Below are 22,759 nucleotides of genomic sequence, written 5' to 3' on the forward strand. Positions count from 1 at the left end.
CCCGCCGCAGCTACTCTGGAGGATCCGGGGCGCTGCGGCGGGCTGTTCGCCGCTGGGTGTCGTCTAGGCCGACTTCTCCTGGCGGCGAGCCGCACGAGGGACGATCGTCGGGGCCGCGTTCTCGACGACGGACTCCCGGGTGATGACCACGCGAGCGACCTCGTCGGTGGAGGGCACCTCGAACATGATCGGCCCGAGCACCTCTTCCATGATGGCTCGGAGTCCTCGGGCACCGGTCTTGCGGAGGACGGCGAGGTCGGCGATCGCTTCGAGTGCCGCCTGGTCGAACTCCAGCTCGACGCCGTCGATCTCGAACATGCGCTGGTACTGACGCACGAGCGCGTTCTTCGGGACCGTGAGGATCTCCATGAGCGCGTGCTGGTCGAGCGGTGTGACCGTCGTGACGACCGGCAGGCGACCGATGAACTCGGGGATGAGACCGAACTTGTGGAGGTCTTCCGGCAGGACCTCGCCGAAGAGGTTCACGTCGTCGCCCTTGCTGTGCAGAGGTGCACCGAAACCGATGCCCTTCTTGCCCGCGCGGGAGGAGATGATCTCCTCCAGCCCGGCGAAGGCGCCTGCCACGATGAACAGGACGTTCGTCGTGTCGATCTGGATGAACTCCTGGTGCGGGTGCTTCCGGCCGCCCTGCGGGGGTACCGAGGCGACGGTGCCCTCGAGGATTTTGAGGAGCGCCTGCTGGACGCCCTCACCGGAGACGTCGCGCGTGATGGAGGGGTTCTCCGCCTTACGGGCGATCTTGTCGACCTCGTCGATGTAGATGATGCCGGTCTCCGCGCGCTTGACGTCGTAGTCGGCGGCCTGGATGAGCTTGAGGAGGATGTTCTCGACGTCCTCGCCGACGTAGCCGGCCTCGGTCAGTGCGGTCGCATCGGCGACGGCGAAGGGGACGTTGAGTCGCTTCGCGAGGGTCTGCGCGAGGTAGGTCTTGCCGCAGCCCGTCGGGCCGATGAGGAGGATGTTGCTCTTCGCGATCTCGATGTCGTCGTGCACCGTCTCGGCGGGAGCGAGCGTGGCGCGGGAGCGGACGCGCTTGTAGTGGTTGTACACCGCGACCGAGAGCGCCTTCTTCGCGGCCTCCTGGCCGATGACGTACTCCTCGAGGAAGGCGAAGATCTCCTTCGGCTTCGGGAGGTCGAACTCGCTCACCGTCTCCTCGCTCGCTTCGGCGAGTCGCTCGGCGATGATCTCGTTGCACAACTCGACGCACTCGTCGCAGATGTACACGCCGGGACCAGCGATCAGCTGCTGGACCTGCTTCTGGCTCTTGCCGCAGAACGAGCACTTGAGCAGATCGGCGCTTTCGCCTATCCGTGCCATGTCTTTCCCTCTCCCTGGAGATTCGGTGCTCCGAGCCTAACCTGTCCCTGCGACAACTCGGCGCGCCACCCCGCTGGGATGACGCGCCGAGTCGTGAGCACGGGAACCGGGTCAGGCCGTGATGGCCGCGATCGGGTTCTTCCGTGAGGTGAGCACCTGGTCGATGAGACCGTATTCGAGCGCCTCGGCGGCCGAGAGGATCTTGTCGCGGTCGATGTCCTTGTTGACCTGCTCCACCGAACGGTTGGAGTGGTGCGCGAGGGTCGACTCGAGCCAGCCGCGCATGCGGAGGATCTCGGCCGCCTGGATCTCGATGTCCGAAGCCTGTCCGTGGCCGGCCTCGCCGACGGCGGGCTGGTGGATCAGGATGCGGGCGTTCGGGAGCGCCAGGCGCTTACCCGGCGTACCGGCGGCGGTGAGCACGGCAGCGGCGGAGGCCGCCTGTCCGAGGACCACCGTCATGACGTGCGGACGGATGTACTGCATCGTGTCGTAGATCGCCGTCATCGCGGTGAACGAGCCACCGGGCGAGTTGATGTACATGACGATGTCGCGGTCGGGGTCCATGCTCTCGAGCACGAGCAGCTGGGCCATGATGTCGTCGGCCGACGCGTCGTCGACCTGCACGCCGAGGAAGATGATGCGGTCCTCGAAGAGCTTCGCGTACGGGTCCTGGCGCTTGTAGCCGTAGGCCGTGCGTTCTTCGAAGCTCGGGAGGATGTAGCGAGCACCCGGCATCTGCAGCGAGCGGCCCGCCGCACTGAACGTTGGAGTCTCCATGTGTTGCATTCCTGTCTGGTCGAAGCCGGGTTACTTGTCGCTGTCGACGGTTCCGCCGCCGCCGGCCACGTCGAGCGCGGACTCACGGAGGTGGTCGACGAAACCGTATTCGAGCGCCTCTTCGGCGTTGAACCAGCGGTCGCGGTCGCCATCGGCGTTGATCTGCTCGACGCTCTTGCCGGTCTGTGCCGCGGTGATCTCGGCGAGACGGCGCTTCATGTCGAGGATGAGCTGCGCCTGGGTCTGGATGTCGCTCGACGTCCCGCCGAATCCGCCGTGCGGCTGGTGGAGGAGCACGCGGGCGTTCGGGGTGATGTAGCGCTTGCCCTTGGTGCCGGCCGTGAGGAGGAGCTGACCCATCGACGCGGCCATGCCGATACCGACCGTGACGATGTCGTTCGGCACGAACTGCATGGTGTCGTAGATGGCCATGCCGGCCGTGATGGAGCCACCGGGCGAGTTGATGTAGAGGTAGATGTCGCGCTTCGGGTCGTCCGCGGCGAGCAGCAGCAGCTTGGCCGCGATCTCGTTCGCGTTCTCGTCGCGGACCTCGGCGCCCAGCCAGATGATCCGGTCCTTCAGCAGGCGGTCAAAGACGCTGGGCGAGAACTGTGGTTCGGCCATTATCGCTCCGTTTCGGTTGTGCAGTGGTTCGAATCTATCGGAGGCGACGCACCACCAACGCCCTGTTCGCCCTCGGCAGACTCCCGGGCGGCGGGGTTCGCCGGAGGCGGACGGCGAGCGGACGGACCGCGCGACCGCCGGGGCTCAGCGGAGCGGATCCGTCTCGAGTTCGTCGGCGTAGGCGCGGACGGACCGGTGGTAGCGCGGGAGGTGCGGCACAAGGGCACGGAGGGCGACCGCGGTCGCTCGGCGCGGGTCCCCCGAGCTGGAGAGCGCCAGTGCGAGGAAGGCCGCGGTCGCGTCCGCGTACGGACCGGTCGGATCGTCCGCGAGCTGCTGTTCGAGCAGATCGACGCTCTCAGCGGTCCGGCCGAGGTTGCGGAGCGTGCTGGCCAGTTGGATGATCGCCTGCGGACGGTGCTCCTCGTCGAGCCCGGCTTCGAGGGCGGCACGGTAGAAGACCTCGGCCTCGACCTCGTGGCCGGCGGAGTCGCGTGCACCGGCAGCCTCGAACGCGGCACGGGCGTCGCCCGCCGGACGCTCCGCGACCAGCGCGTCGATGGCCGCGATGCGCTGCTCGTCGTCGATGGTCTCGTCGGCCCAGACGGCTGCGACCCGGTCGTCCCAGCCGTTTGCGTCGGTCGTCGTCATCATTGCTCCCATTCGGCTGATGTGTCCGGAGACGACGACAGGGGCGGAATCGCTTCCGCCCCTGTCGTCACTGCTGGTTGCTGTCCTACTCGGCAGCGGCCTCGTCGGCAGCGGCCTTCTTGGCCGGTGCCTTCTTGGCGGGCGCCTTCTTCGCAGGTGCCTTCTTGGCGGCGGCCTTCTTCGGCTCGGCCTCGACCGGAGCCTCGTCGGCGGCGTCCTCGGCCGGAGCCTCGGTCGTCTCGTCGGCTGCAGTCTCGGTGGCGGCGTCCTCATCCTCGACCACGGCGACGAAGTCGCTCAGGTCGACGGGCTTGCCGTTGGAGTCGACGACCTCGGCCTTGCCGAGCGCGATGGCGATGGCCTTGTTGCGGGCGACCTCGCCGACCATGGCGGGGATCTGACCCTGCTGGCCGAGTGCCTCGATGAATTCACCGGGCTCCATGCCGTACTGCGACGCGCTCTGGATGAGGTACTCGGTGAGCTCGTTCTGGTTCACCTGGACGTTGAGCGACTCGGCGAGGGCGTCGAGGAGGAGCTGCGTGCGCAGTGCCTTCTCGCTCGACTCGGTGACCTCGGCGCGGTGCTCGTCGTCCTCGAGGCGGTTCTCGCCCTCGAGGTGACGGTGCACCTCGTCCTCGATGACGCTCTCGGGCACGGGGATCTGCGCGGCCTCGAGCATGGCGTCGACGAGCGCGGTGCGTGCGTCGCGGCCCTGGGTGATGACCTGCTGGCGCTCGACGACCTCGCGCAGCTGCGCCTTGAACTCGTCGATGGTGTCGAACTCGCTCGCGATCTGAGCGAAGTCGTCGTCGGCCTCGGGGAGCTCGCGCTCCTTGACGGCGGTCAGGGTGACGGTGACCTCGGCGTCCTCGCCCTCGTGCTCGCCACCGAGCAGCGGCGAGGTGAAGGTGGTGGTCTCACCGGCGGTGAGGGAGTCGAGTGCCTCGTCGATGCCGGTGAGCAGCTCGCCCGAACCGATCTCGTAGGAGACGCCGCTCGCGCGGTCGACCTCGGCGTCGTTGATCTTGGCGACCAGGTCGAGCTGGGCGAAGTCGCCCGTCTTGGCCGGGCGGTCGACGGTCACGAGCGTGCCGAAGCGTGCCCGGATGCGGTCGAGCTCGCCCTGGACGTCGGCTTCGCCGGCTTCCTGGGCGTCGACGGTGAGCTTGAGGCCCTCGTAGTCGGGAAGCGTGATCTCGGGACGGACGTCGACCTCGATGTTCACGAGCAGGTCGCCGGAGAAGTCCTTCTCGTTCGGCCACTCGACGATGTCGGCCTGCGGGCGGCCGAGCGGACGGAGTTCGTTCTCCTCGAGTGCCTTGCGGAAGAAGCCGTCGAGGCCCTCGTTGACGGCGTGCTCGATCACGGCGCCCTTGCCGACGCGCTGGTCGATGATCGCCGGTGGCACCTTGCCCTTACGGAAGCCGGGGACGTTGATGTCCTCGGCGATGTGTCCGTAGGCGTGGGTGATGCTCGGCTTGAGCTCCTCGGGCGTCACCGCGATGGCGAGCTTGACGCGAGTGGGGCTCAGCTTCTCGACCGTGGTCTTCACGTGATTACTTCTCCTGTGTCGGGGATTCTGCCTCAGTTGAGGACGCAAAACGGAGTCGGGGCGACAGGATTCGAACCTGCGACCTCCCGGTCCCAAACCGGGCGCTCTACCAAGCTGAGCTACGCCCCGGATCGGCGACAATCCGGCCAGCCGGCCCGACCGACGAGCGGTGGGCGAAATGGCCTCGGTCAGTCTAGCCCAGAATCTGTGCGGCCCCTGTGCGGTTTCCGGGGCGGAACCGGCCTCGGCACACGTGGCTGCACGGATGGGCGCTCGGGATGCAGTAGCATTGCCGGGTGAGTTCGTCGCAGTGCGGCGCCTCGGGGATGTAGCTCAATGGTAGAGCCTCAGTCTTCCAAACTGATTACGCGGGTTCGATTCCCGTCATCCCCTCTCGATCCATCAGAACCAGGTGGCGCCGCGAGAGCAGGCGCGACGGTTCGGTCATCGCGCAGGGACTTCCTGACGTCGCACCCTTCGACAGGCCCAGAGCGCGAAGCGTCCCGAGCGCCCCTCTCCCGGTCGCTGAGCCTGTCGAGGTGCCCACGAGGACGCCTCATCGTTCCGGGCACACCTCTCCCGCTCGCTGAGTGCGTCCTCCCGGTCACTGAGCCTGTCGAAGTGCCCACGAGGACGCCTTGTCGTTCGGAGGTCAGAACGGCGCCGGGTCCGGTTCCGTTCGATGGCGTTTCCCGTCTGGCGTTGTCCAGTCGAGGACCCCGCCGGGACCGTGCTCGAGGTTCCATCCGGGCAGGTGTTTCATCCGGTGGTGATGTCGACACAGGCAGGCGAGATTCCCGAAATCCGTGGTGCCGCCGTCTTCCCACGCGACGGAATGGTCGAGGTCGCAAGCCCTGGCGCGTCTGCCGCAGCCTGGTGCGCGACAGGTGCCGTCCCGGAGGCGCACTGCCCGTTGCAGGTCGGCCGGCACTCGGTACTGGTTCCGCCCGACGGACAGCACGGATCCCGTTTCCGGCTGAACCAGGATCCGGGTGAAGCTCGGAGCGTTCACAGCGATACGCGCCGCGGTCTCCGGGTCGATGGGACCATACCCGTCGAGCATGGCCGGGGCATCGCTCACACCGGCCATGCTCAGCGCCGGCACGGTGATCTGCACGGTCGGCTTGATGTGCTCCTGCACCTCGATCGGGTGCGGGAGCACCGGGTTCGATACGACGTCTTCCGGGGTCACACCGGTGAGGGCGAGGGCCGCGAGTGCGTCGGCCTGGAGTTGTCCGCAGGTGCGGGTGTCACCGGCCTGGCGCGATTCCGCCGCTGCCGTCTCGACCCGCTCGATGATGCCTTGCGCGATCGGCGCCGTCGTGAAGAGGTGCACCCACGCCATGCCGTCGGCGGCGGGTTCGGACTCGACCCGGCGGTCCGCCTCCGAACGGGTTGCGCGTGCGGTGATCGATTCCGGGTGGAGGCGCTCGCGCAGGACGCGGGCGCGCTTCCGGAGGTACGCATTGGTGGATTGTTCTGCGACCGGCAGGACTTCCGCGAGGAACACCGCTCGCCCTGCGGTCGGCACATCACTGAGTTGATCGAGGATCGTCTGCGCGTGCCGCGCCGAGATGCGCCCCGCCTCGAGCGACGCCAGCACCGCTGGGGCGTCGTTCACGAGGCGCTCGGCGTCGTTCGTCGCCCGCTGCACCGTCTGCTCGGGCGTGCGGGTCGCCATCGCGAGGGCCGCGCAGGTGGATCCGCGTGAGAGTGCCTGACGCTCCGCCGGCGGGAAGATCGCCGGGACCGTGGCGTCGGCGAAGGCGTCCGCGTAGGCAGCGGAACGGGCCAGCAGTCGGGCCTCCTCGGCGTCCAGCTTGGCGCGACGCCGCTGGATGTCCGCGTACTGGTCCGAGAACTCCGCGAGCTGCGCGGCGTACTCGTCGCCGACGCGGGTCGCGGTGATGGTGGTCTCGGTCATGGGACAAGTCCACCATGGACCACTGACATTCCAGATGCTGAGTCGCATCGGTTGTGGACGTTGCTCGTGTGCCCTTCGACAGGCTCAGGGACCGGGAGGAGGAGCGCCGGTTCTCCGCGTGCCCTTCGACAAGCTCAGGGACCGGAGGAGGTTCCTCAGGGACCGGAGGTGGTCATCGGGGTCGGGAGGGAGACCACCGGAGCGGGGAGGTCGCTCGTGTGCCGTTCGAGGGGTCGAAGCGCGGGGAGGACGGAGCACGGGATGCGCGACGGCCTAGGCTGAGCGCATGCGACTCGACGCGATCTGGCCCCACATCTGGACAGTGGCCGGCGCGCTCGTCTTCTTCGTCGGGGTGTACGCGCTCGCGACCGGACGACTCGGCGTCGGCCTCATCTGCATGATCGGCTGCGTCGTCTGCCTCTCTGGCTCGCTCGCCGCGCAGCGTCGCCTCAAGAAGCGCGACGCACGCCGCCGCTAATCCTCGTCGACGGCTGCGGCGTGTACCGCTCTGAGCGCGACGTAGTGCGCTGCGTTCTGCCGGATCGCCTCCTGCTCGTCGGCCGTCAACTCTCGCCGCACCTTGGCCGGGACCCCCGCGACGAGCGAACCGGGCGGCACGATCATGCCCTCGAGGACCACGGCTCCCCCGGCGATGAGCGACCCGGCGCCGATCACGGCACCACTCAGGACCACGGAACCCATGCCGATGAGGCAGTCGTCCTCGACGGTGCAACCGTGGACGACCGCGTTGTGTCCGACGGAGACGTTACGTCCGATGACCGTCGGGTGGCCGCTGTCCGTGTGCACGGCGACCCCGTCCTGGATGTTGGACCCGGCGCCGAGCGTGATGGAGTCGGAGTCCGCACGCAGGACGGCGTTGTACCAGACGCTCGAATCCGCGGCGAGCGTGACGGCCCCCACCAGCACGGATCCCGGCGCCGTGTAGGCACTCGGATCGATGTGGGGCGAGCGTCCGTCTGAGAGTTTCCTGACCGTACCGTGCAGCGTCATACCGGCCACGCTATCGCAGGCGGCCCCGACGGACGGGAACCCGCGTCGTTCCGGGGTGAATCGCCGGTACGGTCAGGCTTTCCTTGCTGAGTGCACCCTTCGTAAGCCGAGCCTCGACTTCCTTGCGGAATGTCTGCGGCTGAGTACCGTTGCATTCAAGCAGACCGACGAATCCGTCCGACCAGGGCCTCACTCGTCAACGAAGGGGAAACACCATGACCGACATCACCACCTCCATTCCGCAGGCCGTCGCCAACCCGGACGTCGCAGCAGGCACCGCGCAGTTCCTCAGCCCCGTCGTCGTCGACCTCACCGCCATCGTCGTCAACGGCAAGCAGGCCCACTGGCACGTGCGCGGTGCGAACTTCATCGGCGTCCACGAACTGCTCGACGACATCGTCGACCACGCGCAGGAGTGGGCCGACCTCGCCGCAGAGCGCATCGTCGCCCTCGGCCTCCCGGTCGACGCGCGCCTCAGCACCGTCGCCGCCAAGACCAGCACGCCTGAGCTGAGCGAGGGCTTCCAGCAGTCCGACCGCACCATCGCCGAGGTCATCGCCCTGATCGACGCAGCTTCCGCCTCGGTCAACACCGCGGTCGACGAGCTCGACGAGCTCGACCAGACCAGCCAGGACGTCGCGATCGAGATCGCCCGCGGCCTCGACAAGGACCGCTGGTTCCTCTTCGCCCACCTCAGCCGCTAGCAACCGGGCGGATCACCCGCAGCATCACCGCCGAAGGGGCAGTCGATCGTGGCTGCCCCTTCGTCGTGTTCCCGCGGACCGAGCAGCGTCACGCCCCCGGGCCGGGCCTCACGGCCGCCGTCAGGCGCCCACCCAGCATCGTCGCCAGGACCGGCATGGTGCGCAGGGCCTCCGGTGCGCAGGAGAACGGGTCGAACCCCACGACGACGAGGTCGGCGGGGCGGCCGACGGCCACCACGTCGTCGTCTCCTCTGGTCGACGCCGCCAGCGCCTCCTCGACCGTGATGGCCTGCTCGCCGTGCCAGGCCTCGCGTCCATCGCGGCTGCGCGTCACAGCGGCGGCGATGGAGACCCACGGGTCGAGCGGAGCGACCGGGGCGTCGGAACCGAGTCGGAGCGTGGCACCGGCGTCGAGGAGGCTGCGGAGCACGAAGGCACGGTCGGTGCGCCCGGCCCAGTGGACCTCGGCGATGTCCCGATCGTCCATCGCGTGTTCCGGCTGGACGCTCGCAGCCGTCCCGGTCCGCGCGAACCGCTCGAGGTCGGACGCCCGGAGCAGCTGCGCGTGCTCGATCGTGCCCCTCGCGCCGGTCGTCTCGATCGCGTCGAGCGCCAGGGTGTTCGCTCGGTCGCCGATGGCGTGCACCGCGCAGTGGAGGCCGTTGGCGGTCGCAAGGGTGAGCAATGCGGTGAGTCGCTCCGGCGGGACGTTGAGCATCCCGTGCGCATCGGTTCCAGGAGCCGAACCCGGATAGGGCGCGTCGCAGCAGGCCGTCCGGGTGTTGAGGGATCCGTCGGTGATGACCTTGAACGGGCCGACCTGCACCAAACCGTCCGTTCCGGCGAGCACTCCCCCGGTCACGAGCCCGGCGTCGATCGCGCGCTCGAGGTGCTCGGCGTACACACCGAAGGAGATGCGGAGCGCGCGAGTCCCGTTCCCGACCCGACGGATCCAGTCCGCGGCGTTCCAGCGCATCTCCAGATCGACGACACCGACGACGCCGCGGGATGCCGCCTGGTCGGCTGCGGCGTCGACCCAGCGGTCGGAGAGCTCGTCGGCGACCTGGTCGAGCTGCTTGAGAACGGCGAACGACTCCTCCTCCCGCAACAGGCCGGTGGGATGGTCGGCGAAGCCCGTGGCCCGGAGCGCCGCGCTGTTCAGCCAGCAGCAGTGGAGGTCGGCGCTGACCAGCACGACCTCGCGGTCCGGTGCGATCGCGTCGAGCAGGGCGAACGTCGGAGTGTCCGGCCAGAGGGCGTCCCGGAACCTCGCGCCCTCGACCCAGCCGTCACCGTCGGCCTCCTGAGCGATCCGCTCGGCGACCAACTCGACCGCCTCGGCGGCGGATGCGGCCGAGGACAGGTCCACGCGCCTGGCTGTGCGCGCCCACTGGGTGAAGTGCACGTGGTGGTCCCAGAGCCCCGGCAGCAGGAAGCCACCACCACCGTCCAACACCCCCGGGTCGGAGCTGAGCAGGACCTCGGGGTCGGCGGGTCGGATCGCCACGATCGAGCCGCCCTCCAGCAGGACGTCGACCCGTTCGGCATCGGACGAGCCTCCGCGGCGCGGTCCGGACAGGTGGACGTCGGCGATCGTCGTGACGAGGTCGCCGACGGGTCCAGGGCGGTGCTCGGTCATCACATCGGTCCTCGTCGGTTCGGCAGGCGGGTTCGGTTCAGCGCTGACAGTTCGGGCACCAGTACAGCTTGCGGGCGCCCATCTCCTCGAGGAGGATGTTCGTCCCGCAGACCCGGCACGGCAGTCCCTCCCGCTTGTAGACCCAGTGGCGATCGGCGCGGTTGGCCATCGCGAGGCGGTAGTCGGCCGCCGACAGGTCGTCCATCGTCATCATCTGCCCGGTCTCGACCCCGATCGCGAGCAAGCGCGTCCAGTCGAGCCAGATCTCGCGGAGCGTCTCGACGGGGACCGTCTTCCCGGTGCGGTGCGGATCGAGACGGGCGCGGAACAGCAGTTCGGCGCGGTAGACGTTGCCGATCCCGCTGATGATCTGCTGATCCATGAGGAGCAGGCCGATCGGGGAACCCTTGCGGTGTGCACGCGACACGAACCGTTCCCCCGCCTCCGCGCTCGGGTCGAGCAGTGGATCCGGTCCGAGCCGACCGATGACGGCCTGCACCCCGGCGGCGTCGATCACCTCGCAGGCGGTCGGCCCGCGGAGGTCCGCCACGGTCGTCTCGGTCAACAGCCGCACGCGCACCTGACCCACCGGTTCAGGTGGGAACCGCTCGTCGATCTCGGCGAGTGGACTCGACTGCTCGGACATCCGGACCCTGGCCCGGCGCGGTGCACCGATGCTGTGCAGGGAGTTCTCCCCGTCCGCATCGTGGATCGGCGCATCGTCGTCGTCGAGCACCGTGCCGCGCTGGTTCGTCTGCCCCATGCGGCCGTTCGAGGCGGCGATGGTCGGGTCCGACCGGATCTCACCGGCGAAGTCCCACGCGCCGTACAGACCGAGGTGCACGCGCAACCACAGTCCGTCGTCGAACTCGAGGAACATCTGCTTGCCCACGGCCTTGGCGTCGGTGACCGTCCGGCCGTCGAGCACGGCGGCACCCTCGGCGAAGCGCCCCTGGGGAGACGACACGGAGACCCGGTGGCCGACGAAGTTCTGAGCGAACTGTCGGGCGATGCGATGGACTGAGTGCCCCTCGGGCATGGTGACTCCTCACTCGGTGGGCGACGCGATCCGGCGCGCCGCGCGGTGGCGGTGGAGGACGCGTCAGGCGTCGACGTGCTTGCCGGCGATGGTGCCGGTCGCCTCGAACTCGGCGAGTTGAGCGATCCGGCGGGCGTGACGTTCCTCGAGGCTGAACGGCTCGGCGATGAACGCGTCGATGAACGACACCGCCTCGTCGGTGCTGTGCTGACGCGCACCGATCGAGATGACGTTGGCGTCGTTGTGCTGCCGAGCCAGCTGCGCCGTGCTGAGGTTCCAGACGAGCGCCGCGCGGACACCGACGACCTTGTTCGCTGCGATCTGCTCGCCGTTGCCCGAGCCGCCGAACACCACGCCGAGGGCGTCCACACCGGCCTGCTGGTCGCGCACGACGGCCTTCGCCGCGTTGATGCAGAACGCCGGGTAGTCGTCCAACGCGTCGTACTCGGCCGGGCCGTGGTCGACGACGTCGTGACCGGCTGCGCGCAGGTGGTCCTGCAGGAACTGACTGAGCTCGAGACCGGCGTGATCGGTGGCGATGTGGATGCGCATGTGGAAAGTCTAGGGTTCCGGGCGCCGGCGTCGCGTCAGTCGAAGATCGGGTCCGCCGTCCGGCTGCGCTTCAGCTCGAAGAAGCCCGGGTAGGCGGCAGCGGCGACGACACCGTCCCACAGTGTGAGCGCCTGCTCGCCCTTCGGCGCCGGCGAGATGACGGGTCCGAAGAACGCCACGTCGTCGATCGCGATGACGGGGGTGCCGACGTCCTGGCCGACCCGGCCGATGCCGTCGAAGTGGCTCTCGCGCATGGGCCCGTCGTAGGCGTCCGTCGTCGACGCTTCGGCGAGCGCCGCCGGGAGCCCGGTCTCGGCGAGTGCCTCGGCGATCACGGCGTCGACGTCCTCCGCGCGTCCGCCGGGATGGATCCGCGTCCCGAGCGCGTCGTAGAGCGGCTTGACGACCGCGTGTCCGTGTTCGGCTGCCGCAGCGGCGACGAGCCGCGTGTATCGGAGCGCCCGGGGGAAGAAGGCCCGGTAGTCGTCGCTGACGTCCTGGTCCTCGTTGAGGACGGCGAGGCTCATGATGTGCCAGTGGACGTCGAGGTTCCGGGCTTCGGTGACCTCGTCGACCCAGCGCGAGGTCATCCAGGCCCACGGGCAGGAGGGGTCGAACCAGAAGTCGACGCGGGTGTTGTCTGCAGCGGAAGTCGTCATGCCGTCACCCTACGCGCCGATCCCCGTCGACTCCCCCGAAACGGACGGACGGCGGGTCTAGGCTGGTTGACCGTGCCGCGGTCGTCACGAGCGACCACGTGCAGTTCACACGTCACGTGTCCATCAACACCAGGGAGCAGTTGTGCCAGGAGAGAACCTCACCCGAGTCGAAGCCCAGGAGCGCAGGGCGCTCGTCGACACGTCGAGCTACGAGGTCGTGCTCGACCTCACGACCGGTCCCGAGGTGTTCCGCAGCACCACGACGGTCCGCTTCACCGGTGAACCGGGCGCCTCGACCTTCATCGACGCCATGACGCGCACCGTCCACTCGGTCACCCTGAACGGCGTCGAGCTCGACCCGTCGACCGTCTCCGACGGCGTGCGCATCCAGCTCGACGGCCTCGCTGCGGAGAACGTGCTCGTCGTCGACGCTGACGCCGAGTACACCAACACCGGAGAGGGCCTCCACCGCTTCGTCGACCCCGTCGACGGCGAGGTGTACCTGTACAGCCAGTTCGAGGTGCCGGACTCCCGTCGGGTGTTCGCGGTGTTCGAGCAGCCCGATCTGAAGGCGACGTTCACCTTCACGATCACGGCGCCCGCGGCCTGGCAGGTCGTCAGTAACTCCCCCACGCCCGAGCCGGTACCGGCGCACGACGGCGCGGCGACCTGGAGCTTCGCACCCACGCAGCGCATCTCCTCCTACATCACCGCGATCGTGGCCGGCCCGTACGACGTGGTGCGCAGCGAGCTCACCTCGAGCGACGGCCGGACCATCCCGCTGGGCGTCTTCGCGCGGAAGAGCCTGGCAGAGTACCTCGACGCCGACTACATCTTCGAGAAGACGCGTCAGGGCTTCGCGTACTACGAGGAGAAGTTCGCGTACCCCTACCCGTTCGAGAAGTATGACCAGCTCTTCGTCCCCGAGTTCAACGCGGGCGCGATGGAGAACGCCGGCGCGGTGACCTTCACCGAGACCTACGTGTTCCGCTCGAAGGTGACCGACGCGATCAAGGAGCGCCGGGTCGTCACGATCCTGCACGAGCTCGCCCACATGTGGTTCGGCGACCTCGTCACCATGAAGTGGTGGAACGACCTGTGGTTGAACGAGTCGTTCGCCGAATGGGCTTCGACGATCGCCACCGCAGAGGCCACCGAGTGGACCGAGGCGTGGACGACGTTCAACGCGATGGAGAAGACCTGGGCCTACCGCCAGGACCAGCTGCCGTCGACGCACCCCATCGTCGCGACCATCAACGACCTCGAGGACGTCCAGGTCAACTTCGACGGCATCACCTACGCCAAGGGCGGCTCCGTCCTGAAGCAGCTCGCCGCCTGGGTGGGCATCGAGGCGTTCTTCGCCGGCGTGGGCAACTACTTCCGCAAGCACGAGTTCGGCAACACGGTGCTCGACGACCTGCTCGTCGAGCTCGAGGCGACGAGCGGCCGCGACCTCCGCGAGTGGTCGAAGCTGTGGCTGGAGACCGCCGGGGTCGGGACGTTGAGCCCGGAGTTCACGGTCGACGCCGACGGCGCGTTCACCGCGTTCGCCGTCCGTCAGACGGTCCCCGCGGACTACGACACGCTGCGTCCGCACCGCCTCGCCATCGGCCTGTACCGGCTGCAGGACGGCAAGCTCGTCCGCACCCGACGCGTCGAACTCGACGTCGACGGGGCGCTCACCGAGGTGCCGGAGCTCGTCGGTGAGACGCAGCCCGACCTGGTGCTGCTGAACGACGACGACCTCGCCTACGCGAAGATCCGCCTCGACGAGCGGTCGCTCGCGACGGCGATCGGCCACCTCGCTTCGATCGAGGACCCGCTCGCACGCTCGCTGGTCTGGGGCGCCGCCTGGGACGCGACCCGCGACGCCGAGTCGAGCGCCTCCGACTACGTGGAGCTCGTCCTCGGGAACATCGCCACGGAGACCGAGTCGACGACCCTGCGCACGACGCTCGGCCAGCTCGGTCTGGCCGCGCGCAACTACGTCGCTCCGGAACGCCGCCTGGCGACCATCTCCCGGGTCGGCGACGCGCTCTGGACGCTCGCCCAGGAGGCTGAGGCCGGCTCGGACGCGCAGTTCCAGTTCGTGAAGTTCTTCGCCGCCCTCGCCTCGACCCCCGAGCACGGCGAGCACCTGCGTGCGCTGCGCGACGGCTCCGCGGCACTCCCGGGCCTGGAGATCGACACCGACCTCCGGTGGGAGCTCCTCGAGGGCCTGGTCCTCCTCGGTCTCGCGGACGGTTCGGACATCGATGCGGCGCTCGCCGAGGACAACACGGCGAACGGTGCGCAGGCGGCCGCTCGTGCACGGGCGACGATCCCCACCGTCGAGGGCAAGCGCGCAGCGTTCGACTCGGTCGTGGAGCACGACGACCAGCCGAACGCGATCGTCCGGAACGTCGGTCTCGGGTTCGGACATGTCATCGATCCGGCCGTCCTGCAGCCGCTCGTCGAGCCCTACTTCGCCGCGCTCACCTCGGTCTGGGAGTCGCGCAGCTACAAGATCGCCGAGTACATCGTCGAGGGGCTCTACCCGGCGGCGCTCGCCTCCACCGAGCTCCGCGACCGCACCCGCGCGTGGCTGGAAGCCAACGCCGATGTCCCGGCACTCCGACGCATGCTCGTCGAAGCCCTCGCCGGGGTCGAGCGGGCACTCGCGGCACAGGCACGGGACGCCGCTTGATCCATTCGGCCGGATAGCACTCCGGTACCAGGATCCTCTGGCGAGAACCCCTCCACGGCACGACCCGCTGTGGAGGGGTTCTCCGTATCCTGGAGGGATGCGCCGACCGGTGAACGACGACCGACCCTCAGGGTCGTCCTCGTCGTGACCGCTCGGAAGCCCTCCTCCGCCCCGGACCGGGCCGCGACGGAGGCCGCACTGATGCTCCCGCGCCCGCCCGGGGTCGTCCGACGCTGGTGGTCGAGGCATCCGTGGACCGCCGACTCGCTCATCGCCGCCGGGTACCTCCTCGTCGCCCTCTCGGTCAGCACCGTCGAGTGGTTCGACGTCGACCTGGCGGCCCAGCCCGGTCGCATCGCCCTCGCCGTCGCGATCGTGGGCGTCACGACGCTCGCCGTCCTGCTCAGGCGACGGCGTCCGCTCGCGATGGCCGTGCTCGTCATCGTCGTCGGGCTCGTCTCGGTCGCGCAGACGGTGGGCGTCGACGCGTTCGCGGTGCCGATCCTGCTGTACTCCGTGGCCGTGTACCGGACCGTCGCACTGGGCTGGCAGGCCTTCGCCGCCGCCGCGGTCGTCGCCGTCCTCGCCCCCTTCCTGCCCTGGGCCGCGCCACACGCACCGGGAGAGCCGCAGCAGACCATCATCTCGGTCGTCCTCTTCGCGCTCTTCGGGCTGCTGATCGGGATCAACGTCGGCAATCGCAAGCGGTACGTCGAAGCCCTCGTCGATCGGGCGGCACAGCTGGCCCGCGAGCGCGACCAGCAGGCCCAGCTCGCCGCCGTCGCCGAGCGGACCCGCATCGCCCGCGAGATGCACGACATCGTCTCCCACAGTCTCACCGTCATCGTCGCGCTGAGCGAGGGGGCCCTGGCGACGAAGGACCCGACGGCGTCCCGATCCGCCATGACCGCTGTCACCGACGCCGCCCGGAGCTCCCTCGTCGACATGCGACGCATGCTGGGGGTCCTCCGTGAGACCGGCAGCGCGCCCCTCGCTCCGCAACCCGACGCCGCGTCGATCCCCGCGCTCGTCGAGACCTTCCGCGGACTCGGCCTGCCGGTCGCACTCACCGCCTCCGGGCCGTCGACGGACGACCCGTCGATCCTGCTCGCCGTGCACCGCATCACGCAGGAGGCCCTCACGAACGCGCTGCGGTACGCGGAGCGGCCGAAGCGCGTCGACGTCGTCATCACCACCGACGACGAGCACCTCGAGCTCATCGTCGAGAACGACGGGTCCATTCCGGACGCGCCGTCGCTCGGCGCCGGCCAGGGCTTGCTGGGCCTCCGCGAACGCGTCGCGTTCCAAGGGGGTCGGGTCACTGCCGGGGCCGTCGGCGATCGACTGTGGCGCGTCCATGCCGTCCTGCCACTGGAACCACGTCCGACGAGAACGTCTCCGCCGACCACCGAACCACGAGGAACCACACCATGACCGATCCCGTCCGCATCCTGCTCGTCGACGACCAACAGCTCATCCGGCTCGGATTCGGTCTCGTGCTCGGCGCGGAGGACGATCTGGACGTGGTCGGTGAGGCTTCGAACGGCGCCGAGGCGATCCACCTCGCCGCCACCCTGCGGCCCGACGTGATCCTCATGGACGTCCGGATGCCGGGACTCGACGGGATCGAGGCGACCAGGAGGATCGTCGCCGCGAACCCCGACAGCCGCATCATCATCCTGACGACCTTCGACCTCGACGAGTACGCCTTCGGAGCGCTGCGGGCCGGCGCGAGCGGCTTCCTCCTGAAGGACGCCCTGCCGAACGAGCTGACGTCCGCGATCCGTGCGGTCCACGCCGGCGACGCCGCCGTCTCGACCCGCATCACGAAACGGATGCTCGAACTCTTCGCGACGGCCCTCCCCGGCACGCCCGCGGCCGCCGAGGACGGCTCGGCCGCAGAACTCGCCGAGCTGACACCGCGGGAGCACGACATCCTCGTCGCCATGGCGGAGGGGCTGAGCAACGCGGAGATCGCCGCCCACTTCGTCCTCTCCGAGTCGACGGTGAAGACACACGTCGGTCGCGTGCTCATGAAGCTGCAGCTGCGCGACCGCGTGCAGGCCGTCATCTTCGCCTACAAGCACGGACTCGTGCGTCCATGACCGTCCACGCAGGCACCGTCCGGCTCGCACTCGGGCGGCTCACACGGTTCACTCCGGGTCGCTCGATACACTGGGCCCCATATGAACTGGGATGAGATCTGGCCTGACGTGACCGCCTTCCTCTGGACGGCGGGGTGGAAGATCATCGGCGTGGTGATCGTGATCGGCCTGGCGTTCGCCGCCGCATGGGTGCTCCGATTCGTCATCCGACGCGTCGTCGGCCGCATCGTGAGTGGCGTCAAGAAGAGCGCCGACGTCACCGACACACAATCGCTGCTCGCCTCGCCGCTTGCCGCCGTCCGACTCGTCCAACGCACACGGACCCTCGGCACCGTGCTCAGCAACATCGTCAACGTCACCATCGTCATCGTCGCGGCCATCCTCGTCGTCAACGTCATCGACTCGAGCATCATCGGCTCCTTCGCCCTGCTGACGGCAGCGGTCGGTGCCGGTCTCGGTTTCGGCGCGCAGAACATCGTCAAGGACATCCTCAACGGCCTGTTCATGGTGGTCGAGGACCAACTGGGCGTGGGCGACGTGGTCGATCTCGGGCCCGCCACCGGCGTCGTCGAGACCGTCGGTATCCGGATCACCCAGGTACGCGACGTCAACGGCACGCTCTGGTTCGTCCGCAACGGCGAGATCCTGCGGGTCGGCAACATGTCGCAGGGCTGGTCGCGGGTCATCATCGACCTGGCGATCCCGTACGACACCGACGTCGAGGCCGTCCAGGAGCGCATGCTCGACACGGCGAACGAACTCGCCCACGACCCCAAGTGGCGCTCCCGCATCCTCGAGAAGCCCGAGCTGTGGGGTCTCGAGTCGATCTCGGGCGACGCCCTCGTCATCCGCCTGGTCATCAAGACGCGCACGAGTGCCAAGGACGACGTGGCTCGCGAACTGCGGATGCGGTTGAAGCGGGCCGTCGACGAGATGGACGTCAAGCTGCCGTCGCTCAACAGCATCGTCCTCTCGGGCTTCGAGGGTGCCGCAAGTGTGACCGGTTCGCGTCCCCCGCGCACCCACCCGACCACGGTGGTCCCGCCACGGGCGCCGAAGACCAAGCGACCCCCGAGAGGGCAGCAGTGACCGACTCCCAGGCACCAGGCACGTCCTTCTACGAGCAGGTCGGCGGGCACGCCACCTTCAAGGCCCTCGTCGACGAGTTCTACCGCGGCGTGGCCGGCGACCCCGTCCTGAAACCGATGTACCCCGAGGAGGACCTCGGTCCGGCGGCCGACCGGCTGATGCTCTTCCTCGAGCAGTACTGGGGCGGGCCCGGCACCTACAGCGCCGAACGCGGCCATCCGCGTCTCCGGCTGCGGCACCAGCCCTTCCACGTGAACCCCGACGCTCGCGACCGCTGGCTGCTGCACATGCGCGCCGCCGTCGACAGCCTCGACCTCGCGCCGGTGCACGAGGCGACGCTCTGGGACTACCTCGAGCGGGCAGCCCACGCCATGGTCAACACCTTCGACGAGGATCCAGGGGCACCGCGCCGCAGTCTCCTCTGATTCCGGCCGCGCGGTCGTAGGATCGGACGCACGTCCGCGCCGAAGGAGTCAACAGATGCCAGCAGCCGTCCCTCCCCATCCGTCCGCCGATCGGACCGAGGCCGACGCGATCGTGATCGGCAGCGGGCTGGCCGGGCTCGTCGCCGCCGCAGAGCTCATCGACGCCGGCAAGCGGGTCATCCTGCTCGAACAGGAGCCGGAGTCGAACCTCGGTGGCCAGGCGCACTGGTCGTTCGGCGGCCTGTTCCTGGTCGACTCCCCCGAGCAGCGCCACCTCGGCGTTCGTGATTCGCTCGAGCTCGCGACCCAGGACTGGTTTGGCGCAGCAGCGTTCGACCGTCCCGAGGACCACTGGCCCAAGCGCTGGGCAGAGGCGTACCTCGATTTCGCCGCGGGCGAGAAGCGCGCCTGGCTCCACGACCAGGGCGTGCGGTTCTTCCCGGTCGTCGGCTGGGCGGAACGGGGCGGTTACGGCGCCATCGGCCACGGCAACTCCGTTCCCCGCTTCCACATCACCTGGGGCACCGGACCCGGTGTCGTCGCGCCCTTCGTCCGACGGGTGAGCGCCGGCGTCGAGGACGGCACGGTGTCGGCGCATTTCCGGCACCGCGTGGACGAGCTGCTCACCGAGGACGGCGCGGTCGTCGGCGTGCGCGGCTCCGTGCTCGCCCCGTCGCATGCCGAGCGCGGGGCTCCGAGCTCACGCGACGTCGTCGGCGAGTTCTCGTGCAGGGCGCCCGCGGTGCTCGTCGCGAGCGGTGGCATCGGAGGGAACCACGACCTCGTCCGCGAACAGTGGCCGGCCCGGCTCGGGACGCCGCCGACGACCATGCTCTCCGGTGTCCCCGCGCACGTCGACGGACGCATGCTGGCGATCAGCGAGCGCGCGGGCGGGCATCTCATCAACGGCGACCGGATGTGGCACTACGTCGAAGGCATCACCAACTGGGATCCGATCTGGCCGCAGCACGGCATCAGGATCCTGCCGGGGCCGTCGTCGCTCTGGTTCGACGCGACCGGGAAGCGGCTCCCGGTGCCGCTCTTCCCGGGCTTCGACACGCTCGGTACCCTCGCGCACCTGCGTGCCACCGGCCACGACCACAGCTGGTTCGTCCTGACCCAGCGGATCATCGAGAAGGAGTTCGCGCTGTCGGGGAGCGAGCAGAACCCCGACCTCACCGGGAAGGATCTCGGGCTGCTCGCGAAGCGCATCGGTCCGGGAGCGCCCGGCCCCGTCGAGGCGTTCAAGGAACACGGCGCTGACTTCGTCGTCGCAGACACGCTCACCGAGCTGGTCGCCGGCATGCAGGAGCTGAGCCCGGAGACGCCCATCGATGCGGCGAACGTCGTCGCCGAGGTGGAGGCCCGCGATCGCGAGATCGACAACCCGTTCACGAAGGACCTGCAGATCACGGCGCTCCGTGGTGCCCGCTCCTACCGGGGCGACAAACTCATCCGCGTCGCCGCACCGCACCGGCTCCTCGATCCGAAGGCCGGACCGCTCATCGCGGTGAAGCTGCATGTGCTGACCCGCAAGAGCCTCGGTGGGCTCGAGACCGACCTCGCGAGCCGGGTCCTCGGTCCCGACGGGAACCCGGTGCCCGGTCTCTACGCCGCCGGTGAGGCGGCCGGCTTCGGCGGTGGAGGGATCCACGGCTATCGCGCGCTCGAGGGGACCTTCCTCGGCGGCTGTCTGTTCAGCGGTCGGACCGCCGGCCGCGCGATGGCCGCCGGCTGAGGATCAGGACACGGCACCTGCGAGCACATGCCCGCGTCGGGTGCTCAAGCGGACCCATCCGCCTGAGCGGAAGACGGCCGCACGCTCCGGCTCGGCGATGAAGCCGAGGCCCACCGCGGCGAACGCGGCACCGGTCGGGAGTCCGTGGCCGTCGCCGAGGGGCCGGGACCAGACCTGCGACCGCACCTTCTGGACGATCTGATCGCCCACCGCTGTGGGGAGCGTCTCGGCGATCTCCGAGGCCCCCGTCCTGGCGACGAGTTCGAGCTCGATGGTGTCCACGTCGCCCGCGCGTACCCAGCCGCCACGCGGCGGTGCCTGTCCGACCCACGGAGCCGTCCTCGTGGACGGCGGCAGCTCGAGCGGCACGGTCTCGCGGGCATCCGCGACCAGGTCCTCGGCAGCGACGCCGCCGAGCGTGCGGACGATGCGGTCGATGAGTTCACGCGGGGTCGCGAGCACGTCGGACGTGGCGGGTTCGGCGAGTGCGAAGGTGCGCATCCCGATGATCGTCGGACTCCGGTCGAGCAGCCCCTGCGGGTGCAGCACCGGAGCGGAGACCGCCAGGACGTCTCCGGCGGCCAGGAGTCGCACACCGGAGTCGTCGATCCGGGCGGCGCGTGCAAGGAAGGTGCGGAGGTCGGCGAGCGAGGTGGCGTCGAGGAGCTGCAAGGTGGTGGACATCTCCTCTCAATCTACGCCACCGCCGTGTACGCTCCGGCACCGCGTCCACAGGGCCTGGATAGACTCGGCGGGTCGGGTCGGGCATCGACGACCGAGCCTCGACCCCCGGATGAAAGGCGTGTTCGCGTGAAGGAACCGATCCACTCCCTGTTGACCGCTCTGGACCTCAGCGCTCCCGGTGTCCGGACCGACGAGGACATCTTCACCGGTCCGTCGCAATGGATGCCACAGGGGCGGGTCTTCGGTGGTCAGGTGCTCGCCCAGTCCGTCGTCGCCGCGACCCGGACCGTCGACGCCGAGCGCATCATCCACTCGATGCACGGGTACTTCCTCCGACCGGGCGATGTCGACCTGCCGATCACCTTCGCGGTCGACCGCATCCACGACGGACGCTCGTTCGCCACCAGGCGCACCCAGGCCTACCAGAACGGGGTGCCGATCCTCTCGATGATCGCGTCCTTCCAGACCCAGGACGAGGGCCCGGAGCATCAGATCGAGCTGCCCGACGGGATCCCCGACCCGGAGACGCTCCCGTCAGCCGCCGAGCTCCTCAGCGGGATCGACCACCCGGCCGCCGAGGCGTGGGCGACGGGACGCCCCTTCGACCTCCGACACGTCGGCTCCCCCGTCTACCTCCGCGTGGAGGGCGAGCGGACCACCCGGCAAGCGGTGTGGTTCAAGACGATCGAGGATCTGCCCGACGACCCGGGGCTGCACCGTGCCGCGCTCGCCTACGCGAGTGACTACACGATCCTGGAGCCGGTGCTCCGTCGTCACGGCGTCCCGTGGGCCACCCCGGGCATCAAGATCGCCAGTCTCGACCACGCCATGTGGTGGCACCGTCCCGCGCGCGTGGACGAATGGCTGCTCTACCTGCAGGATTCCCCGAGCGCCACCGGCGGGCGAGGTCTGTCCCTCGGGCGCATCTACGATCGGGCGGGTCGCCTCGTCGCGAGCGTCGCCCAGGAGGGCATGGTGCGATTCCCGAAGCCTCGGTGACCGGGGTCGCTCAGCGTCGCGAGAACTCGATCGGATCCTCGAGGAACGGCTCCCATGCGGCACGTTCGACGTCCGAGATCCGGCGCGGCTTGAGTGTCTTGGCGTCCACCATGACGACCGTCGTCGAGGCTCGGGCGTACAGCGTCTGCGATGCCCCGCCCAGCGGCGAGTACACCTCGTACGCGACCTGCAGGCTGGCCCCGCCGATCTTGCCCATCCAGAGCTGGACGTCGAGCGGATCACGCTGGTACGGGATCGGGGCCAGGTACTCGATCTCCTGGTGTGCCACGAGCGTCAGCGTCTCGGCCTCGAGGCTCGCGTCGATGACCGCGGTCGGCGGCACGTCCTCCGACGCCAACGTCGGGATCCAGAAGACGCGGACACGCGCCTCCTCCAGCAGCTTGAGCATCGAGGCGTTGTTGACGTGGTTGAAGGCGTCGAGGTCGCCCCACCGCAGTGGGATCGGCACGTGGAGTCTGGTCATTGCTGGGCCCTCCGTGGGTCGGGGACGTACGGGTCGTGAACGGACGACGGCCCACCGGCAGAAGCCGATGGGC

Annotated in this window: 22 protein-coding genes and 2 tRNA genes; 10 read left to right on the plus strand and 14 right to left on the minus strand. The window is 69.2% G+C overall.

The genetic code is table 11. The features are described from left to right. Positions 1–63: 63 nt before the first annotated feature. The 6 genes from clpX to HOW07_RS02480 form a co-directional block, all read right to left on the minus strand. A complete protein-coding gene (gene clpX / locus HOW07_RS02455; RefSeq protein ID WP_064295154.1) occupies positions 64–1,341 on the minus strand; it encodes an ATP-dependent Clp protease ATP-binding subunit ClpX in 1,278 nt (425 codons plus the stop codon). A 111-nt stretch (positions 1,342–1,452) separates the two neighbouring features. Then, complete coding sequence (locus HOW07_RS02460) at positions 1,453–2,121, minus strand: ATP-dependent Clp protease proteolytic subunit (protein ID WP_071260849.1); 669 nt, start codon at positions 2,119–2,121, stop codon at positions 1,453–1,455. 30 nt (positions 2,122–2,151) lie between these two features. Next, positions 2,152–2,745, minus strand: coding sequence for an ATP-dependent Clp protease proteolytic subunit (locus HOW07_RS02465; protein ID WP_056006680.1), 594 nt, complete (start codon positions 2,743–2,745; stop codon positions 2,152–2,154). Positions 2,746–2,889: 144 nt separating this feature from the next. Further along, a complete protein-coding gene (locus HOW07_RS02470) occupies positions 2,890–3,396 on the minus strand; it encodes a tetratricopeptide repeat protein (RefSeq protein ID WP_175115996.1) in 507 nt (168 codons plus the stop codon). A gap of 85 nt (positions 3,397–3,481) precedes the next feature. Next, positions 3,482–4,948 (minus strand): trigger factor, encoded by a 1,467-nt coding sequence (gene tig, locus HOW07_RS02475; protein WP_175115997.1) that lies wholly within the window; start codon positions 4,946–4,948, stop codon positions 3,482–3,484. Positions 4,949–5,003: 55 nt separating this feature from the next. Continuing rightward, positions 5,004–5,077: transfer RNA gene (locus HOW07_RS02480), tRNA-Pro, on the minus strand. Between the two features lie 193 nt (positions 5,078–5,270). Here HOW07_RS02480 and HOW07_RS02485 point away from each other — a divergent pair. Then, positions 5,271–5,341, plus strand: a tRNA-Gly gene (locus tag HOW07_RS02485). 259 nt (positions 5,342–5,600) lie between these two features. Here the strand turns inward: HOW07_RS02485 and HOW07_RS02490 are convergent. Next, the gene (locus tag HOW07_RS02490) at positions 5,601–6,872 is read right to left on the minus strand and encodes an HNH endonuclease signature motif containing protein (RefSeq protein WP_175115998.1); all 1,272 of its coding nucleotides are present in this window, start codon (positions 6,870–6,872) and stop codon (positions 5,601–5,603) included. A gap of 286 nt (positions 6,873–7,158) precedes the next feature. Between HOW07_RS02490 and HOW07_RS02495 the strand changes: the two genes are divergently transcribed. Then, positions 7,159–7,350, plus strand: a complete 192-nt coding sequence (locus tag HOW07_RS02495; RefSeq protein ID WP_064295151.1) for a hypothetical protein — start codon at positions 7,159–7,161, stop codon at positions 7,348–7,350. On the opposite strand, the gene HOW07_RS02500 is transcribed toward HOW07_RS02495, so the two are convergent. Beyond that, positions 7,347–7,883, minus strand: coding sequence for a gamma carbonic anhydrase family protein (locus HOW07_RS02500; RefSeq protein ID WP_175115999.1), 537 nt, complete (start codon positions 7,881–7,883; stop codon positions 7,347–7,349). The genes HOW07_RS02495 and HOW07_RS02500 overlap by 4 nt on opposite strands. Positions 7,884–8,098: 215 nt before the next feature. On the opposite strand from HOW07_RS02500, the gene HOW07_RS02505 reads away from it, so the two are divergent. Next, positions 8,099–8,587, plus strand: a complete 489-nt coding sequence (locus HOW07_RS02505) for a Dps family protein (RefSeq protein WP_121290298.1) — start codon at positions 8,099–8,101, stop codon at positions 8,585–8,587. 88 nt (positions 8,588–8,675) lie between these two features. Here HOW07_RS02505 and HOW07_RS02510 read toward each other — a convergent pair whose 3' ends face one another. The 4 genes from HOW07_RS02510 to HOW07_RS02525 all read right to left on the minus strand — a co-directional run bounded on the left by HOW07_RS02510 (position 8,676) and on the right by HOW07_RS02525 (position 12,476). Next, the gene (locus HOW07_RS02510; RefSeq protein WP_175116000.1) at positions 8,676–10,226 is read right to left on the minus strand and encodes an amidohydrolase; all 1,551 of its coding nucleotides are present in this window, start codon (positions 10,224–10,226) and stop codon (positions 8,676–8,678) included. 37 nt (positions 10,227–10,263) lie between these two features. Continuing rightward, entirely contained in the window at positions 10,264–11,265 is a 1,002-nt protein-coding gene (locus tag HOW07_RS02515) for an Fpg/Nei family DNA glycosylase (protein ID WP_175116001.1), read from the minus strand. Positions 11,266–11,328: 63 nt separating this feature from the next. Further along, entirely contained in the window at positions 11,329–11,817 is a 489-nt protein-coding gene (locus HOW07_RS02520; protein WP_085510673.1) for a ribose-5-phosphate isomerase, read from the minus strand. Positions 11,818–11,852: 35 nt separating this feature from the next. Next, a complete protein-coding gene (locus HOW07_RS02525) occupies positions 11,853–12,476 on the minus strand; it encodes a DsbA family protein (protein ID WP_175116002.1) in 624 nt (207 codons plus the stop codon). A gap of 142 nt (positions 12,477–12,618) precedes the next feature. Here HOW07_RS02525 and pepN point away from each other — a divergent pair, with 142 nt between their 5' ends. The 6 genes from pepN to HOW07_RS02555 all read left to right on the plus strand — a co-directional run bounded on the left by pepN (position 12,619) and on the right by HOW07_RS02555 (position 20,519). Then, the gene (gene pepN, locus HOW07_RS02530) at positions 12,619–15,162 is read left to right on the plus strand and encodes an aminopeptidase N (protein WP_175116003.1); all 2,544 of its coding nucleotides are present in this window, start codon (positions 12,619–12,621) and stop codon (positions 15,160–15,162) included. Positions 15,163–15,306: 144 nt separating this feature from the next. After that, a complete protein-coding gene (locus HOW07_RS19595; protein WP_175116004.1) occupies positions 15,307–16,596 on the plus strand; it encodes a sensor histidine kinase in 1,290 nt (429 codons plus the stop codon). Then, complete coding sequence (locus HOW07_RS02540; RefSeq protein ID WP_079002301.1) at positions 16,593–17,267, plus strand: response regulator transcription factor; 675 nt, start codon at positions 16,593–16,595, stop codon at positions 17,265–17,267. The genes HOW07_RS19595 and HOW07_RS02540 overlap by 4 nt, the downstream gene beginning before the upstream one ends. 81 nt (positions 17,268–17,348) lie before the next feature. Further along, entirely contained in the window at positions 17,349–18,356 is a 1,008-nt protein-coding gene (locus HOW07_RS02545) for a mechanosensitive ion channel family protein (protein WP_079002300.1), read from the plus strand. Beyond that, positions 18,353–18,781 (plus strand): globin, encoded by a 429-nt coding sequence (locus tag HOW07_RS02550; protein ID WP_175116005.1) that lies wholly within the window; start codon positions 18,353–18,355, stop codon positions 18,779–18,781. Before HOW07_RS02545 ends, HOW07_RS02550 begins: the two co-directional genes overlap by 4 nt. A gap of 55 nt (positions 18,782–18,836) precedes the next feature. After that, complete coding sequence (locus HOW07_RS02555) at positions 18,837–20,519, plus strand: FAD-binding dehydrogenase (RefSeq protein ID WP_175116006.1); 1,683 nt, start codon at positions 18,837–18,839, stop codon at positions 20,517–20,519. 3 nt (positions 20,520–20,522) lie between these two features. Here HOW07_RS02555 and HOW07_RS02560 read toward each other — a convergent pair whose 3' ends face one another. Next, positions 20,523–21,203 carry a hypothetical protein gene (locus tag HOW07_RS02560; protein ID WP_175116007.1) on the minus strand — a complete coding sequence of 227 codons (681 nt, stop codon included), beginning with the start codon at positions 21,201–21,203 and terminating at the stop codon, positions 20,523–20,525. A 126-nt stretch (positions 21,204–21,329) separates the two neighbouring features. Here HOW07_RS02560 and HOW07_RS02565 point away from each other — a divergent pair, with 126 nt between their 5' ends. Then, positions 21,330–22,202, plus strand: coding sequence for an acyl-CoA thioesterase II (locus HOW07_RS02565; protein WP_285039190.1), 873 nt, complete (start codon positions 21,330–21,332; stop codon positions 22,200–22,202). A gap of 10 nt (positions 22,203–22,212) precedes the next feature. Here the strand turns inward: HOW07_RS02565 and HOW07_RS02570 are convergent, their stop codons facing one another. Further along, positions 22,213–22,686, minus strand: a complete 474-nt coding sequence (locus tag HOW07_RS02570) for a thioesterase family protein (protein WP_064295138.1) — start codon at positions 22,684–22,686, stop codon at positions 22,213–22,215. Positions 22,687–22,759: the final 73 nt, after the last annotated feature.

The organism is Plantibacter sp. MCCC 1A11337 (assembly GCF_013349365.1).
Classification (GTDB): Bacteria; Actinomycetota; Actinomycetes; order Actinomycetales; family Microbacteriaceae; genus Plantibacter; species Plantibacter flavus_A.